We start from the raw sequence: 14,708 nt of genomic DNA, 5'->3' as shown, positions 1-14,708 counted from the left end.
CCCTGCCCAGCGGCACATGCTACGAACCTACGGCATCCACTGAAGTGCTGTGATTCCGTTGTTGAGAACCTGATCCCACGGAAGAGTGTTGGGGAAAGTCCGTGCCCAGTCTTCGTAGTTCTCTGGGCCTCCGACGCGTTCCGTCACATAGCGCTCAACCGCTAGCGCATCTTCACGGGTGTCGAAGTTTTTCAGGATATTCATCTGATAATTCCCGCCGTATGTCTCACTCCAGCCCGAGTAGTCGCTCAGGCTGTACCGTGCGGCGGGATCATTAGTGATTCCGAACTTCAGGATATTGCTGCTTACCGGGTCGTTTATGGCGTACAGGGATGTCTGTCCCCTGTCCGGGTAGTTGCCGACCACCGGCTTCTTCGTATTCGGTATCGCACCGTTCTTTGCGCCGCACGAGTCGTTGTGCACCAAAACGGGGGTGCTGCCCGCCATGACGTAATACGTGTGCAGCTGGCTGATCGTGAGATTGTCCCGATCGGCGCTGCCGGGTTTCGAGGCCACGGAGGCGACGAACGCCATGTGTCCGTCGGTGCTTGCCAGCTTGTCCCCGGGCTTGAGCTGGGCGGCCTGGACGAACGCGTGCACGCTCTCGTCGTAGAACGGGTGGTTGGCGGTGGTGTGCACGACGCTGGTGTGGCCCTTGCCGTCGTCGATCGTGACGTCGGCCAGGTCACTGTCATGGTTGATCCACAGGTGCTGGACTGTCCTGCCGCCGGCGTCCGTGCCGGTCGTCGGATCGGCGCTCTCGACCTGGTCGCCGTTCTGCACCTGGCCGATCGGCTTGGTGCTGCCGTCGGCCATCAGCACCGGCGTGGCGGGGTCGAAGCTGCACGGGCTGCTGTCCGAGGGTGCCGACTCGTCCGGCACGCTTGCGCTCTGGCTCCGCCCCGCGTCGGGCGTGGCGCCCGTCGGGTCGGTGATGTTGGTCGGGTCGTCGAGCGCGTACGTGTACGGGTTGGTGCCGTTCGCCAGGCCGGCCGGGTCCTGGCTGATGAAGCTGCCGAGGGTGGGGCTGTAGTAGCGGGCCCGGTAGTAGTCCAGGCCGGTGGGGTCGGATTGGCGGCCGGTGTACGTCAGGGTGTTGCCGGCGGTGCTGCCGGTGGTCGTCGTGCCGCCGTAGGGGTCGTAGCTGTAGCTGCCGCTCAGCGTTCCGTCCGGCGCGCCGAGGGCGACCGTGCTGCCCTGCGGGTCGGTCAGGTACGTCTGGGTGGTTCCGCCGGCGGTGGTGCGGGCCAGCCACTGGTCGACGCCGGCCGACAGGAGGTTCGCCGTGGTGGCGCCCGTGCTGGTCAGTTCCGCGGCCGGGTTGGTGCCGTCGTTGAGGGTGCCGGTGGTGGTGCCGCCGGAGGTGATCTGGTCGCGGCTGCCGGTGGCGGTGTAGCGGAAGGCGGTGCTGGCGGTCGCGTTGGTCAGGCCGGTGAGCTGGCCTCGGCTGTTCCAGGTGTAGGTGGTGGTGCCGTCGCCGGTGAGGTTGCCGGCGTTGTCGTAGCTGATCAGGCTGCCGGCGTGGTAGGCGAGGCGGTCGGCGGCGTCGTAGAGGTTGTTGGCGACCGCCGCCGGGAGTGTGACGTTCGCCAGGCTGCCGCCGACCGAGCTGACCTGTCCCTGCGGGTCTCGGGTGTAGGTCAGCGTCCCCTTGCTGGTGGTCCCGTAGTTGTAGCCGACGCTGGTGATCTGGCTCGCGGCGTCATAGGTGTAGTTCTGGCTCCAGCCGCCGGGCAGCGTGATGCTCGCCTCGCGGCCGGCGTTGTCGTACTGCGGGGCGGCCGACACGCTGCCCTGGGCCACGTTGGTCAGGGCCCCGCTGCCGTCGTAGGTGTAGACGGTCCGGGCCTGGCCGGCCGTCATGCTCGTGCGGCGGTTGTCGGCGTCGTAGCCGTAGGCGATGGTCCCGGTCGGCTGGACGACGGTGGCCAGACGGTCCAATCCGTCGTAGGCGAACGTCGTCGGCCCGGCCGTTGCGGTGTCGGTGACTTGCGCGACGCCGTCGCTGGTCGTGCTGTACGTCGTGCTGACCGTGGAATCCGGGCTGCCGGTTCCGACGATGCCGAAGCCCGTCCGCACCACGCGGTCGAGCGCGTCGTATGTGTACGCCGTCGTCTTGCCGTTGGCGTCGGTGGTGGAGGTCAGGCGCCCGGTGCTGTCGTAGGCGGCAGTCGCGCTGTGGTACAGCGGGTCAGTGGCCTGCGTCAGCCGGTCGGAGCTGTCGTAGACCCAGCGCCAGGTGTCGCTGCGCTGGTCGGTGAGCGAGGTCAGATCGCCGTTGGCGTCGTAGCCGTAGCTGACGCTCGCTCCGAGCGGATCGGTCGAGCCGGTGACGGCGTCGCGGGTGTTGAGGGTGACGGAGGAGGCGGCACCGGTGGCCGCGGTCACCGAGGTGACCCGGCCCGCGGCGTCCACGAACTGACGGCTGGTGTCGCCGAGCGGATCGGTCGCCGAGACGGGATCGCCGTCGAAGTACCCGTAGGTCGTGGTCTTGCCGGCCGGATCAGTCAGCGTGAGTGGCTGCCCCGCGCTGTTGTAGGTGACCGTCGTGACCCGGCCGAGGGCGTCGACGACCTTGATCAGGTTGCCCTGGCCGTCACGCGTGTAGGTGACCGTCTTGCCCAGCTGGTCGGTGACCGAGGCGGGCAGGTCGTAGGAGCCCCACACGGTCTTCGGCCCGTCGACGGAGCTTCCCGTCGTCGGCGCGAACGTGGTGTAGGTGAGCCGGCCCGCGGTGTCGTAGTGGTACGTCGTGGTGCGGCCGTAGGGGTCGGTCGAGGTGTCGACCTCGCCGGAGGCGCCGCGGGTGAAGGTCGTGATCTGGGCCAGCGGGCCTCCGAACGCGTCGGTGACGCCGGTGACCGCGCCGTTGGCGTCGAACGTGGTGCGCTGAACGGCCCCGGTGGGCTGCGTCACCCGGACCTCAGTGGTCTTCCCGGTGGAGTCGAGGGCGTACGCGAAGGAGTACTTCTGCCCGTCGGTCGTCGTCTGCTGCGAGACCCGGCCGGTCGTGTCGTAGGTGTTGGTGATGTACGTGATCCAGCGGGAGTCGATCGCCGAGACCAGGCGGCCGTTGGCGTCGTAGGTGTAGGCCAGCAGCCCGCCGTCGGGTTCCGTGACGTTGGTCAGGTGCCCGGCCGCGTCGTACGCGTAGGAGACCGTGCGGCCGATGTTGTCCCGTGCGTTGGTCACCTGGTACGAGCTGTTGTACGTCAGCGCGATCCAGCGGCCGTTCGGCGAGGTGATCCGCGTCAGGTCGCCGTTCAGGTCCCGGCTGAGCGTGACGGTGTTGCCGTTGCGGTCAGAGATCGACGTCGCGCGCGACAGGTCCGGGAAGTGGTACGTGAGACCGTCGCGCAGCACCAGATCCCAGCCGCCCTCGGCCGTGGACCAGCTGATCGTCGACCCCTGGTACGACCCCGACGTGCCGGTCGCGGCGAAGACCGCGTCGGCGTAGCTCAGGCCGGGGGAGGTCCGGGTGTAGTGCACCGAGCTGCCGCCCGGTACGAACAGGTCCACCTCCTGGTACTGCAGCTGCGAGTGCAGGAACAGGTCGTAGTTGTCCAGCACCCCGACCCCGAACGACCGGGCCACGGTGTCGCCGCCGTAGTACGAGCGGGTCAGCTGGATCGGCATCACGTCGTCGGCGCTCAGGTCGGTGTACTGGTCGGTGACCTGGCCCGTCGCCAGATCGACGGGGTCGCCGGCGCTCTGCGGGGGCGCCGGGCCGGTCGCCGGATCCGCCGGCGCGCCCGGTGCGTTCCCACCGGCGTCCGAGGCGGGCAGCGGGTCCGGGACCGGGTCCTGCGCGGGCAGGCCGCTGTTGAACATGGCGCCGTAGAACGACCAGACCTTGGTGTCCTTGTCCGGGACGACCTGCTTCCCGTCGGCGGAGACCTGGCCGTGGCCGTAGATGTGCCAGCCCAGGTGCGCCGGGTCGTAGTCCCAGAAGTCGACCTTCTTGCCGGCCGGCAGGTGGGTGTAGTTCGGGTAGACGACCCAGGCGCCGGCCGGGAGCACGTAGGTGCCGCCGGGCTGGACGGTGAAGAACACCGGGATGATTCCGTTGCTGGGCAACGGGAACGGCGGCCGGTCGATCGGTATCGGCGTGATGCCGAGCTCGTTGACGACCTTGCCGGACTCGTCCTTGATCACCGAGCCGGCCGGGATGTGGACTTGCAGGCCGGGGATCCTGGGCGTGGTCAGGACCACCTCGTGGGTGGTCGGCGAGGGGAAGCGGACGATGTTCTGGGTGTCGAGCTGCGTCATCCAGACCGTGTACGGCAGGACCGAGGTCTGCCCGACCGTCGGGACCAGGTGCTCGGCGAAGTAGCCGTACCGGTGGCCGACGTCGGAGGCCGTCGAGCCGTCCACGTCCAGCGTCTGGTCCCCGAACCCGATGCCGGACACCAGGAATCGGCCCTGGCCGTCGGTGGTGGTGGTCTTCGTGCCGACGGAGACGGTGACCCTGGGCAGCGGCTTGCCGTCCAGCGTGCGCACGACGCCGGAGACCGCGGTGATCCCGGCCGACGCGCGCAGCGGGGCGTCCGCCGGAGGCGCGGCGCGGCGGATCAGCCAGTCGACGCCGTTCAGGTTGCCCTGGTCGGGCTGCCAGAGGCCGCCGCCCTGGGCCGGGATTTCCCCGGCCGGGGCGGTATGGGACGAGGCAGCGGCGGACGCGGATGCGGACGTGCCGGACCCAGACTGGCCAGCGGCCGACGTGTCGGACGGCGCGAAAGCAGCGTCAGTCTTGCCGGGCGAGTTCGCGGCCAGCAGCGTGTTCTTCCCGAGCTGCGCGAATCCCGGAGGCGCTGATCCCGGAGGCGCTGATCCCGGCGCCGACGCCGACGGGGCGGCCGGCTTGGCGGCAGCCGCGGTCCCGTTCTGGAGCAGGACCTGGACCGAGCCGGTGACCGCGTCGGCCGGCACCAGGATCAAGCCGTACGTGCCGGTCTGGGGAAGCTTGGCCAGGCTGATCGTCGTCGAGCCGCCGGCCGGGATCGAGCCGGTGGTGCCGCTCAGGATCGTGCCGTCGGGAGCGCCCACTTCGTAGTAGAGCGTGTCAGGGAACGTATTCGCGCTGACGCCCAGGCTCGCCGAGGCGCCGGTGGTGCCGGAGAAGAGCAACGCCATGTACTGACCCGGACGCGTGACGCTCTCCGTGGCCGGGGTCCCCGAGGTCAGGGTGTTCACCACCGGGGCCGAGAGCGTGACGGTGGCCGAGCCGGTGGCGGCGTTGGACGCACGCAGCTGGACGGCGTAGATCGTCGGCTCCGGGAGCGTCACGAGGATCGACCCGGACGACTTCGCCGGGATCGTCCCGGTGGCCGCGACGGTCCCGTCCAGCGCCCACACCGAGTAGGTCAGGGCGGTCGGGACGGTGTTGTTCGTCACCCCGATGGCGACGGCGGCGGCGTTCGCCGGGAACGTGGTCGCCATCTGCTGGCCGGGCCGGGAGATGGTGACCGTGGTCCCCGGGCCGGTCGGTGAGATCTCCGGCGCCCAGGCGATGGTCGAGAGCGTGACGGTCACAGCGCCGGTCGCCGCCGAGGTCGGCGTGATCAGCATCTGGTAGTCCTTGCCGGACACCAGTCCCTGCTTGTAGTCCAGGCTGTCGTCGCCGCTGACCGTCGTCGGACCGGTGACCAGGTTTCCGGCCGAGTCGTAGATCGAGACGGCGACCGGGCCCAGCGTCGATCCGGTGAAGGCCGCCGACACGACAGGGTCCTGAGTATTGAGCTGGACCTGGGTGTCGAATAGCACCAGGGCCGAACGGCCGGCGGTGCCGACGGTGGCCTTCTGCGCGGCGCCGTCGATGGCGACCCGGGTCGTGGAGTCGATGACCGCCAGGCTGAACGCCGAGACCTGCGCACCGAACGGCGTCGCCGAGGTGGCCTGCCCGATCGGCGTGGTGACCTGGATCGGGCCGGTGCCGGAGACCGGGGTGGTGATGGCCAGCGCGCTCTGGTTCGCCGAGGTCACCTGCGCCCGGACGCCGTTCACGGTGACCACGTCGTCGGACGCGGTGGCGGAGAAGCCGGAGCCGCTGATCAGCACGGAGCTGCCCGGCGCGCCCTGCGATGGGAAGAACCCTGATATCACCGGCGGCGCCGTGACGGTGAACGTGCCGCCCTGGACCGAGGTGATGCCCACCGCGACGGACAGCGCCCCGGTGGACGCTCCGGCCGGGACCTTCACCGTCAAGGAGTTCGCGGTCGCCGACAGGACTTGTCCGGCCGAGAAGAACCCGAAGGTCACGACATCGGACGCGGCGGTCGGCGAGAAGCCGGTGCCGTGGATCGTGACCACGTCGCCGGGGCGGGCCGCCGCCGGAACGACGCTGAGCACCGCCAGCTGGGTCGACGGGTACTGCGTCACTCCGAGCTCGTTGCCCGCGGCGTCGTACACGTACTGCGCGGTCTGGCCGCCGGGATGCGTCACCCCGGCCAGCCGGCCGGCGGCGTCGTAGGCGTACACCGCCGGTCCCGCGCTGGTGTCGGCGGGCAGGGCGGAGGCCGGCTTGACCGGTGGCGGGGCTGCTGGATCGGGGCCGTCGGCGGGTCGGCTGGCGTGTGCCGCGATGGCCGGCACCGCCGGCGGTGCCGCCGCGTGTGAGACCGGCCCGTTGCCGAGCAGCGGCGCGACCATGGCCAGGACCGACAGCACCGCTGCCAGCCGGAACCGCCGTCGCGACATGGACAACCCGGATGTCATATGTCTTCCTCCCCCGTGCCCGGCCGAGTCCGATTTCGGCCTCAATCAACGGCTCGAAGACATTGCATCGCAGAGTTCGTGTATAGGCTATATCAGAAGGCTGTCTACTTGAGGTACGGCGCGGATGGGGGATGATGACCAGCACATCAGGCGCGGACGAGCCCGACGCCCCGGACGTGCCAGGCCGCAGCGTCAAGCGGCGGCGCTTCCTCGGCTTCGCGGGGCTGGCCGCCGGCGGGACGGTGTCCGCGGGGGTCGTGGCCGGCCGACTGGCGCATTCCGATCCGAAGCGGCCGCCCTTCACGATGCTGACCCACCTGACGACGCCGCCGACCTACCTGGCGTTGACGGCGCTCGACGTTCCCGGCGGCCAAGATGCGGCAGCGGCGTTGCACCGACTGGTCGTCGCCGGTCGGGTCCCGTCGCGCGCCGAGATCAGCATCGCACTCGGCTCCACCTGGTTCGACAAGGCGGGTCCGGCCTATACACGCCCGAAGGGTCTGACCGCGATGCCGTCCTTCACCGGCGACGTGCTCGCCGCCGACCTCACCCACGGCGACCTGCTCGTCCATGTGGCCGCCGACAGCGCGGACCTGGCACGCGCGGAGGCCGCCCGGCTGGTCGCCGCCGCCGGCTGTACGGTCCGCTGGCGCAAACAAGGACTCCGGCCCGAGAACCACATCCAGGACGGCAGGGCCCTGACCCGGAACCTGTTCGGCTTCACCGAGGGCCTGGCCAACCCGCCGCTGTCCGACCACACCACCGCCGCCGAGGCGGCGCTGGTCGCTGCTGGCGGCGGCGAGCCGGACTGGGCGGTCGGTGGCAGCTACCTGGTCGTGCGCATCATCAGATTCGCGCAGGAGTTCTGGGACGTGACGTCCCACGCCGAACAGGCCCGGGTCATCGGCCGCCGCCCCGACGGCCAGTGGCTCGACGGCACGGCCGCCACCGGCCAGCCGGCGTTCTCCGCCGACCCCGGCGGCGCGACCACGCCGCTCGACGCCCATGTCCGCCGCGCCAATCCGCGCACTCCCGGGATGACGCCGCCGAGGATGGTCCGCCGCGGCTACTCCTACCAGGACGGACACGACGCGCAGGGGCTGGCACAGAACGGGCTGGTATTCATGGCCCTTCAGGCCGATCTGCAGCACGGCTTCGCCGCGGTTCAGCAGCGGCTGGCCGGTCAGGCTCTCGACCGGTTCGCCATCACCATGGGGGGCGGCTACTTCTTCGTGCCCGACCTGGACCGACACGATGCTCCCGGCAACGCCGGCACCAACGGTTCAGAAGCTGGTGCGTGAAGCGTTCCTTCGAGCTCTGACCTTCAGGTCCCGTGCGCGGTCGCGGGTGCCGAGTCCCATCATCTTGCGGTGGATGTGTGCGGACGCCCTCAAACCAGTCGCCGACGTGAAATCCGCTCCCGCCGAAACGGAGCGGGGAAGCCATCCGGGATGGGCCGCGCCGGCGAGAGCTGGAAGAGCGCAGACGCCGGCGCGAGGTCAGGTGGCAGGCTTGAGTTCCTTCACGGCGTCGGTCAGGACCTTGGCCGCGAGGCTGGCGGCGATGCTGCTCGAGACCGGCGCGGGCGGCTTCGTCGCCGCCGAGCTGCGCCCTGATCCGCAGCCGGATGCCACCGACCCGACGGCCATGGCGGCCAGTGTTCCGCGTAGACGGGCTCGGTCACAGCTCGTGGCGGCCGCGCAGACGCGTTATCTGCGCGGCCGCCACCATGTTTACGCTCGTCTGTGTCAGGCCCCTATTTCAGCGGCAGCTGCAGGACGAGTAGCCATCACCAGAAGATGCACTTGGTGTACAGCTGATTGGTATAAGGCTGCTGAATGTTCCCGGAGGCGTAGCCGGCCGACACCGAGGCGCCCACCGCGGCGTAAGGGCACGACGGGTTGAGTGGGTCGGTGCCGTTGTTCCACGTGATCGTGTTGCCGGTGACGGTTGTGTTCAGCATGCCTGAGACGGCGATGCCGGTGTTCGCGGTGACCGAGTAGCTGCCGCTGGTGTTGTTGGTGATGCTGGCTCCGGTGCCGGCCGTCGCGCTCGTGCCGAACCAGCCGTAGGTGCCGTCGGCGATGCCGAACGTCGAGATCGCGGTCGGGCTGGTCCAGATCGTGTTGTCGTGGACCGAGGAGCCCTGGAAGGGCAGCGGGGTGCTGCTGGTCTGCCCCGTCGAGCCGTCGGTCGCCAGCAGGGCGTTGGCGCCGTGGCCGGACTGGACGACGGAGTTGCCGGAGACGTTGCTGGCCTGCGGGACCGCGGCGGTGCCGGCGAACAGGATGATCGCGACGTCGCTGGCGTCCACCACTCCGTTGCCGGTGATCTGTGAGCCCTCGCAGCCGTCGCTGATGCCGTCGGACGGGGATGTGGCGTTGTGGGTGCTGGTGTAGGCGTCGATCAGGTTGTGGTTCACCACTGCGCCGCTGCAGGGGTAGCCGCTGGAGACGCCCTGGAGTTCCAGGTCGGTCGCGCCGGCGGTGTTGCCGATGCGGTCGTACTGGATCGTGGTTCCGGAGCCGCCGTAGGCGATGATGTTGAACCGGAGGCGGTCGTAGCTCGACTCGCGGAGCCGGTCGCCGTCCACCCAGACGTGGTTCAGGTTCGCGCCGCCGCCGAGGTGCACCGACTCGCCGCTCCAGCCGGGCTGGCGGGCGAGGCGGCCCAGCTCCGCGTAGTTCTGGCCCGTCGATGGCACCTCCCCGTAGGTGGCGAGGGTGACGCCCGCGGGCACGACGAGCGTGGACGTCAGCGGGATCAACGCGCGCTCGGCGAGGCTGACGGTGCCGCCGTACGGCGTGCTGTTCAGCAGGGACTGCAGGCCGGCTTCGCTCCCGGAGTATCCGGTCCCGGTCGGCGACAGCGCTACCGGCGCCCCGGTTCCGAAGCCGTAGTCGGGCGTGGAGCAGATCGTGGCCGCGAGGTTGGTGAACTCCGGGGACGCCTCGAAGTACGTGAGCATCGACGCCCAGGACGAGCCGCCGTTCAGGTAGTTCAAGTAGAAGGTGTAACCGGCGGAGTCGGGCTCCCGGTTGAGGATCGTGCGATACGCCACTTCGATCTTCGCCGGATTGGAGTAGCCCAGGTTGGCGAACTCCGGCGACTCCAGGACCCGGTTGGCCTCGCCGGCGAGCACCTGGGCGGTGCACCCGTTCGTCTGGAAGTCGTAGAGCTCGACGCCCCAACCGGCCTGGTCGGGTACCCGCCCCAGACCCTCGGTGTAGCTCTTGGCGATGAACTGGTAGGGGATCAGCGTGGTCGCGGCGGCGCGCGGCGGGGAGTACGCCACCGCGGCGCCCGCGGACGCGGCCAGCAGCACGGCGGCGGTCGCGGCTCGGGCGGGGCGGTGAAGGCGCGGAGAGAGCATCACAGAGTTCTTATATACAGCGGTGGGGCGGCGGTCAACGCTCCCCGCGTCCGAACCGAGAAGACCTCGCCGGCCGCGCCTGACGGCGCGGCCGGCGAGGTCTGGCAATACTCTGCGAAGCTCAGGCGTCAGGCGCCCATCAGGCGTCAGGCGTCAGTCGCCCTAGTCGCCGTGGCCGCCCTCCGTGGAAGCGGCGAACGCCAGCGCCGGGACGAAGTACGCCCCGTCGATGGTGCCCCAGCCGGTCGCCATGTCGTAGCCGGGTCCCGCGCTGGGGCCGGTCACGCCGTTGTCGCTGATGTTGCCGACGGTCACGTCCTGGATGCCGGTGAACTTGCCGAAGGTCGGGTTCGTCGACAGCTGTCCCAGGCGGTACAGGGCCGGGTTGATGGTGCCGAGCCGGTGGCCGGCCGCCTGGGCGGCGAGCGCGACGACGCCGGACATGATCGGGCAGGACTCGCTGGTGCCGGCGATCAGGTGCCAGCCCGGGCGGGTGAAGGTGAAGTACACCCACGCCGCGCCCGACAGGGTCGCGCTGAACGAGATGTCGGGGGTGCCGCGCTGGGCGCCGACCACGCTCTTGACGCCGTTCTGGAAGTCCGGGCGCCCGAAGACGTGGGACTGCCCGCCGCCGCCGACGACGCCGCCCGGGTCGAGCAGGTTGTTGTCGTTGCCGGTGACGTCCGGGGCCAGCCGCTTGCCGCTGTCGTCGATCGCCGGGTAGGTGCCGCCGATCGAGGTGACCAGCGGGTCCGACGAGGGCCAGGAGTTCGCCGGGTACGGGAAGAACCCGTTGCCGTCCAGGGTCTGGCTGGTCACGCCGTTGTCGCCGGCCGAGGCCAGGACCGTCACGTGGTGCGCCGCCGCGTCCTTGTACGCGTACCGCAGGTCCGTCAGCGACGAGTAGTCGTGCTGGGCGAACCCGGGGAAGGTGTCCTCGGTGGCGCCGAAGCTCTGCGAGATCACGTCCGGCACGCCGGCGTCGATGAGCGACTTCTCAGCGTTCATCATCTCCGGCAGGCCCGTGACGCCCTCGGTCTCGGCGACCGGGGTCTCGGCCAGGACGATCTTCGCGCCGGGCGCGATCGCGTGCGCGTACTCGACGTCCAGCGTCGTCTCCTCGGCCCAACTGACCATGGTGGAGTCGGTCGGGTCGAACGGCGGGATGGTCCCGAACCGGCGGATGTCCACCTTGGTGTCCGGCAGACCCCACTGCTTGTCGAAGACGTTCAAGTCGTTCTGGATGGTCGGCGACCCGTAGGAGTCGACGATCAGGATCGTCTTCCCCCGGCCGGTGATCCCGGCCTGGTACACGCGGTTCAGGTCGTAGGCGCTGCGGTACTGCAGAGGGCTGTAGCAGTTGATCGCGAGCTGGGCCAGACACTGCGAGGTCGGCAGCGGCGTCGGCAGGTCTGCCACGTCCCGGCTGCCCCAGGTCATGGGGCGAACCTGCACGCTCTTGCCGGACCCCTGGATGCCGGCCGACGTCACGGTGGACGCGGCGGTCGAAGCGGCCAGGGTGAACGCGCTCGCTATAGCGAGGCCGAGCGCGCCGGCGCGGGTGGCACGTTTGCGGGTGCTCATTTGACTCCTAGTCTGGGAAAACACCCCGATGGAACAGTGCACTGTGCACATCAGCGAAAAGGCGGGCTGAGCGCAATGGCATTCGCCTGCGCTTGGCTGAATCGTTATCGGGGACCCGGGCTTTCCTCCGGTCGGATTCTCGCGCCCGAGTGGGTGGAGCGGCTTCCATCAAACCTGCCGCGACCAGGGGAAAGCACTGGTGTGCGGTCGCCATTCACAGTCGTGTCGGTCATTGACTCGCCTACCCGGCGAGTTCAGCATTGCCCTATGTCAGAGGCCTGGAGCCAGGGGCACCACCCGCGCTGGACGTCGCGCTGCGCGCGGCTCCTCACGTTCTTCGTCGTCGCCGTCATGCTCGCGACCGCGAGCCCGGCCGCGGCCTACGTCGCCGGCGGCAACCTCGACGCCCAGGGCGCGATGGCGATGACGAACTGCCAGGAAGGCGGCGGGCTCGCCTGGGAGTACCTGGCCTTCATCGGTACCGACGGCCAGGTCAACCTCCTGCGCTACCCGGTGAACGAGCCGAACTCGACGTCCCGGGCCGACACCGTCGCCAACCAGTACTACCTGCACGTCTACTCGCCGAACTCGCCGGCGATCACGTGCGTGAACGAGCCGTACGGCGGCCTGTACATGCTGTGGACGGACTACAGCGGCCGCCTCAACCTCGGCGTGATCGTCCTGCTCAACGGGACGGCGCAGCTCCAGGACGTCACCCGGCTGCCGGAGACCTCCGACGGGCCGCCGGCCATCGCCTCGGACGACGGCCACAACATCGTCCTGGGCTGGGACGGGACCGATGCGCTGCACCACATCAACATCGAGGACATCAACCTGCTGACCAATCGCGGGACGAAGTACATCACCACCGACTACACGGTGCAGGGCCGCGGGGTGAGCTTGGCGTGGAACGGGATTCCGTACAAATCAGGTGACACCATGATCGTCGGATTCCTGTCCGCCGACACCCACCCGTTCTCGTACATCTATCTCGGCCAGTTCACTCCGGAGGTGCCGGCGAACTTCCTGAGCAGCGTCCGAACCAGTCAGTATTCATATTTCAAGCCCGCACTCAGCTCGCCGTCCGGGCCCGTCCTCGCGGTGGTCAACGGCACCGGCGGCGGTGTGGTGCCGAGCTACGGGGGCCCGACCGAGGTGCTGTGGGACTCCTACAGCACCGGCCGGCTGATCGCCGGTTCCTGGACCGGCGCCGGCGACATCTCCAACGTGCGCACCGGGATCAGCCCCGACTTCACCGAGGGCGGCGGCGCGGTGGACATGTGCAAGACCGCCTACCCGGACGCGAACTTCCACATCGTCTACGACGCCTACCCCTTCTTCGGGAACTGTTTCGCGTCCCGGAGTCGGACGACGGCGCCGCCGAAGGCCTGACCTCTCGTCACCGTCGCCTTAGGAACTCCTCGCCTCGCCTGTCGCGCCGGCGTTCGTCGGCAAGAGCCAACAGCGTCCGCTTCGCCTCGACGCTGCCGGCGTCCGCGGCGCGCCGGGCCCAGCGTTCGGCCTGGCCGGCCTCGCCTCGTCGGAACAGCAGGCACGCCAGGTTGTACGCGGCGTCGGCGTGGCCGGTCTTGGCGGCCTTCTTGTACCAGCGTTCGGCTTCGGCCGTGGCGCCTTCGTCCTGGTGGAGCTGCCCCATCTTGGCCATCGAGTGCGGGTTGCCGGCGTTGGCCGAGAGCTCCAGCCAATGCCGGGACTTGGCGTGCTCGCCGCGTTCGCGCAGGATGAAGGCGACCATCTCCATCGCGTCGGCGTCGCCCGCGTCGGCCGCCTCCTGAAGCACCGACTCCCCTTCGGAGCGTTGTCCTCGTTGGTGGAGCAGCACGCCGAGCAAGGTCTTGGCCTTCACGTTGCCCGCGTCGGCCGACTCACGCAGCGGGACCTCCGCTTCGAGGGACCGTCCCTGGCCGACGAGCTGCCTGCCGAGCGCGTACTCGGCGTCAGAAGGACCTTCACCGCGTTGCTTTCCCCAACGGCCTGGCACTTGCTGACCCCCTGACGGCTGCCGATTGTATATGTACGTCTGTGTTCATAGACAGTACGCTGAGTTGCTGCCCGGGTACAAAGGAACGCACACCTGTGGGGGAGACCGATGGCGGGCGAGGACCGACGCAAGGCAGCGCGCGACGACACTTCAGCGCTCACCACGCAGCAGTTGAACGTCGTCGCTCCGGCACAAGCACCAACGCCGCAACAAGCACCACCACAAATGCCGCCACCGGCGATGCCGCCGCCCGCAGGAGGCGGCTACCAGGCTCCGTTCCCGCAACCCGGCCAGGCGCAACCCGGCCCGGTCCCGCCGCCCTCCTACGGGCCGCCGCCAAGCCCCCGCACCCGCACCCGCCGTCGACCGTTGATCATCGTGCTGGTCCTGGTAGTACTGCTCGGTGGCGGCGGACTCACCTGGGCACTCTGGCCGAGCGGCGCGAAGACGCCGGCCGCCGAAAACCCGCAGCACGTGGTTCCCGGCACGCTGCAAGCCGACATCCTGTCCCCGGACGACGTCAGCAAAGCCGTCGGGACGACCGTCATCGCCGGCTCGGCCGTGAACCAGCCGCCGCCGGCTCTGACCGCGAGCCCGACCTCGTGCGCCCTCGCGGTGGGCCCGGCCACGGTCACGGGCTACACCAAGGGCTGGACCGTCTTCTACTCCACGACCTACCAGGACGCGGCCGGCGCCGGGGACTACACCGTCACCCAGACCGTCGGCGACTACGGCGACGCCGGCCAGTCCGGCACGGTGTTCCAGAGCCTGGCCAAGGGGATCGCGGCCTGTCCGTCGGCGACCCGGACCGATCAGAACAAGAACACGGTGAAGTGGAACTACACCGTCGGCTCCACCACCGCGTCCCAGCTCGCCTGGACCGCCTCGCAGGACTCAGGCGGCGGCTGGGCCTGCTACCGGCAGGCGCGGCTGAAGGGCACGGCCGTGCTGCAGGTCGCGATCTGTGAAGGCGGGGACGGTACCGCAGCGGCGGTGAAGGTCGCCGACCAGTTCGCGGCGAAGGTGAGCGGGTAG

General features: G+C 69.6%; 8 protein-coding genes. 3 read left to right on the top strand and 5 right to left on the bottom strand.

The annotated features are described in order from the left end of the window. Nucleotides 1-27: 27 nt before the first annotated feature. The gene (locus ABH920_RS09920) at nt 28-6,714 is read right to left on the bottom strand and encodes an RHS repeat-associated core domain-containing protein (RefSeq protein ID WP_370348605.1); all 6,687 of its coding nucleotides are present in this window, start codon (nt 6,712-6,714) and stop codon (nt 28-30) included. A gap of 134 nt (nt 6,715-6,848) precedes the next feature. Between ABH920_RS09920 and ABH920_RS09915 the strand changes: the two genes are divergently transcribed. Then, on the top strand, nt 6,849-8,015 hold the full coding sequence (locus ABH920_RS09915; RefSeq protein WP_370348604.1) for a Dyp-type peroxidase: 1,167 nt from the start codon (nt 6,849-6,851) through the stop codon (nt 8,013-8,015). Nucleotides 8,016-8,213: 198 nt separating this feature from the next. Here ABH920_RS09915 and ABH920_RS09910 read toward each other — a convergent pair whose 3' ends face one another. The 3 genes from ABH920_RS09910 to ABH920_RS09900 form a co-directional block, all read right to left on the bottom strand. Next, nucleotides 8,214-8,363, bottom strand: a complete 150-nt coding sequence (locus tag ABH920_RS09910; RefSeq protein WP_370348603.1) for a hypothetical protein — start codon at nt 8,361-8,363, stop codon at nt 8,214-8,216. Between the two features lie 140 nt (nt 8,364-8,503). Then, nucleotides 8,504-10,087, bottom strand: a complete 1,584-nt coding sequence (locus ABH920_RS09905) for a DUF4214 domain-containing protein (protein ID WP_370348602.1) — start codon at nt 10,085-10,087, stop codon at nt 8,504-8,506. 162 nt (nt 10,088-10,249) lie between these two features. After that, nucleotides 10,250-11,671, bottom strand: a complete 1,422-nt coding sequence (locus tag ABH920_RS09900) for a S8 family serine peptidase (RefSeq protein WP_370348601.1) — start codon at nt 11,669-11,671, stop codon at nt 10,250-10,252. A 267-nt stretch (nt 11,672-11,938) separates the two neighbouring features. Here ABH920_RS09900 and ABH920_RS09895 point away from each other — a divergent pair, with 267 nt between their 5' ends. Further along, nucleotides 11,939-13,063, top strand: coding sequence for a hypothetical protein (locus tag ABH920_RS09895; RefSeq protein ID WP_370348600.1), 1,125 nt, complete (start codon nt 11,939-11,941; stop codon nt 13,061-13,063). Nucleotides 13,064-13,070: 7 nt separating this feature from the next. Here ABH920_RS09895 and ABH920_RS09890 read toward each other — a convergent pair whose 3' ends face one another. Continuing rightward, a complete protein-coding gene (locus ABH920_RS09890; protein WP_370348599.1) occupies nt 13,071-13,673 on the bottom strand; it encodes a tetratricopeptide repeat protein in 603 nt (200 codons plus the stop codon). 378 nt (nt 13,674-14,051) lie between these two features. On the opposite strand from ABH920_RS09890, the gene ABH920_RS09885 reads away from it, so the two are divergent. Beyond that, entirely contained in the window at nt 14,052-14,708 is a 657-nt protein-coding gene (locus ABH920_RS09885) for a sensor domain-containing protein (protein WP_370348598.1), read from the top strand.

The sequence above is a fragment of the Catenulispora sp. EB89 genome, from assembly GCF_041261445.1.
GTDB lineage: Bacteria > Actinomycetota > Actinomycetes > Streptomycetales > Catenulisporaceae > Catenulispora.
This window is presented reverse-complemented; position numbering and strand designations above follow the sequence as displayed.

Bases quoted from the DNA above. Each gene is read 5' to 3' on its own strand.
- ABH920_RS09920 (WP_370348605.1), bottom strand. From the start codon at position 6,714: ATGACATCCGGGTTGTCCATGTCGCGACGGCGGTTCCGGCTGGCAGCG.
- ABH920_RS09915 (WP_370348604.1), top strand. From the start codon at position 6,849: ATGACCAGCACATCAGGCGCGGACGAGCCCGACGCCCCGGACGTGCCA.
- ABH920_RS09910 (WP_370348603.1), bottom strand. From the start codon at position 8,363: ATGGCCGTCGGGTCGGTGGCATCCGGCTGCGGATCAGGGCGCAGCTCG.
- ABH920_RS09905 (WP_370348602.1), bottom strand. From the start codon at position 10,087: ATGCTCTCTCCGCGCCTTCACCGCCCCGCCCGAGCCGCGACCGCCGCC.
- ABH920_RS09900 (WP_370348601.1), bottom strand. From the start codon at position 11,671: ATGAGCACCCGCAAACGTGCCACCCGCGCCGGCGCGCTCGGCCTCGCT.
- ABH920_RS09895 (WP_370348600.1), top strand. From the start codon at position 11,939: ATGTCAGAGGCCTGGAGCCAGGGGCACCACCCGCGCTGGACGTCGCGC.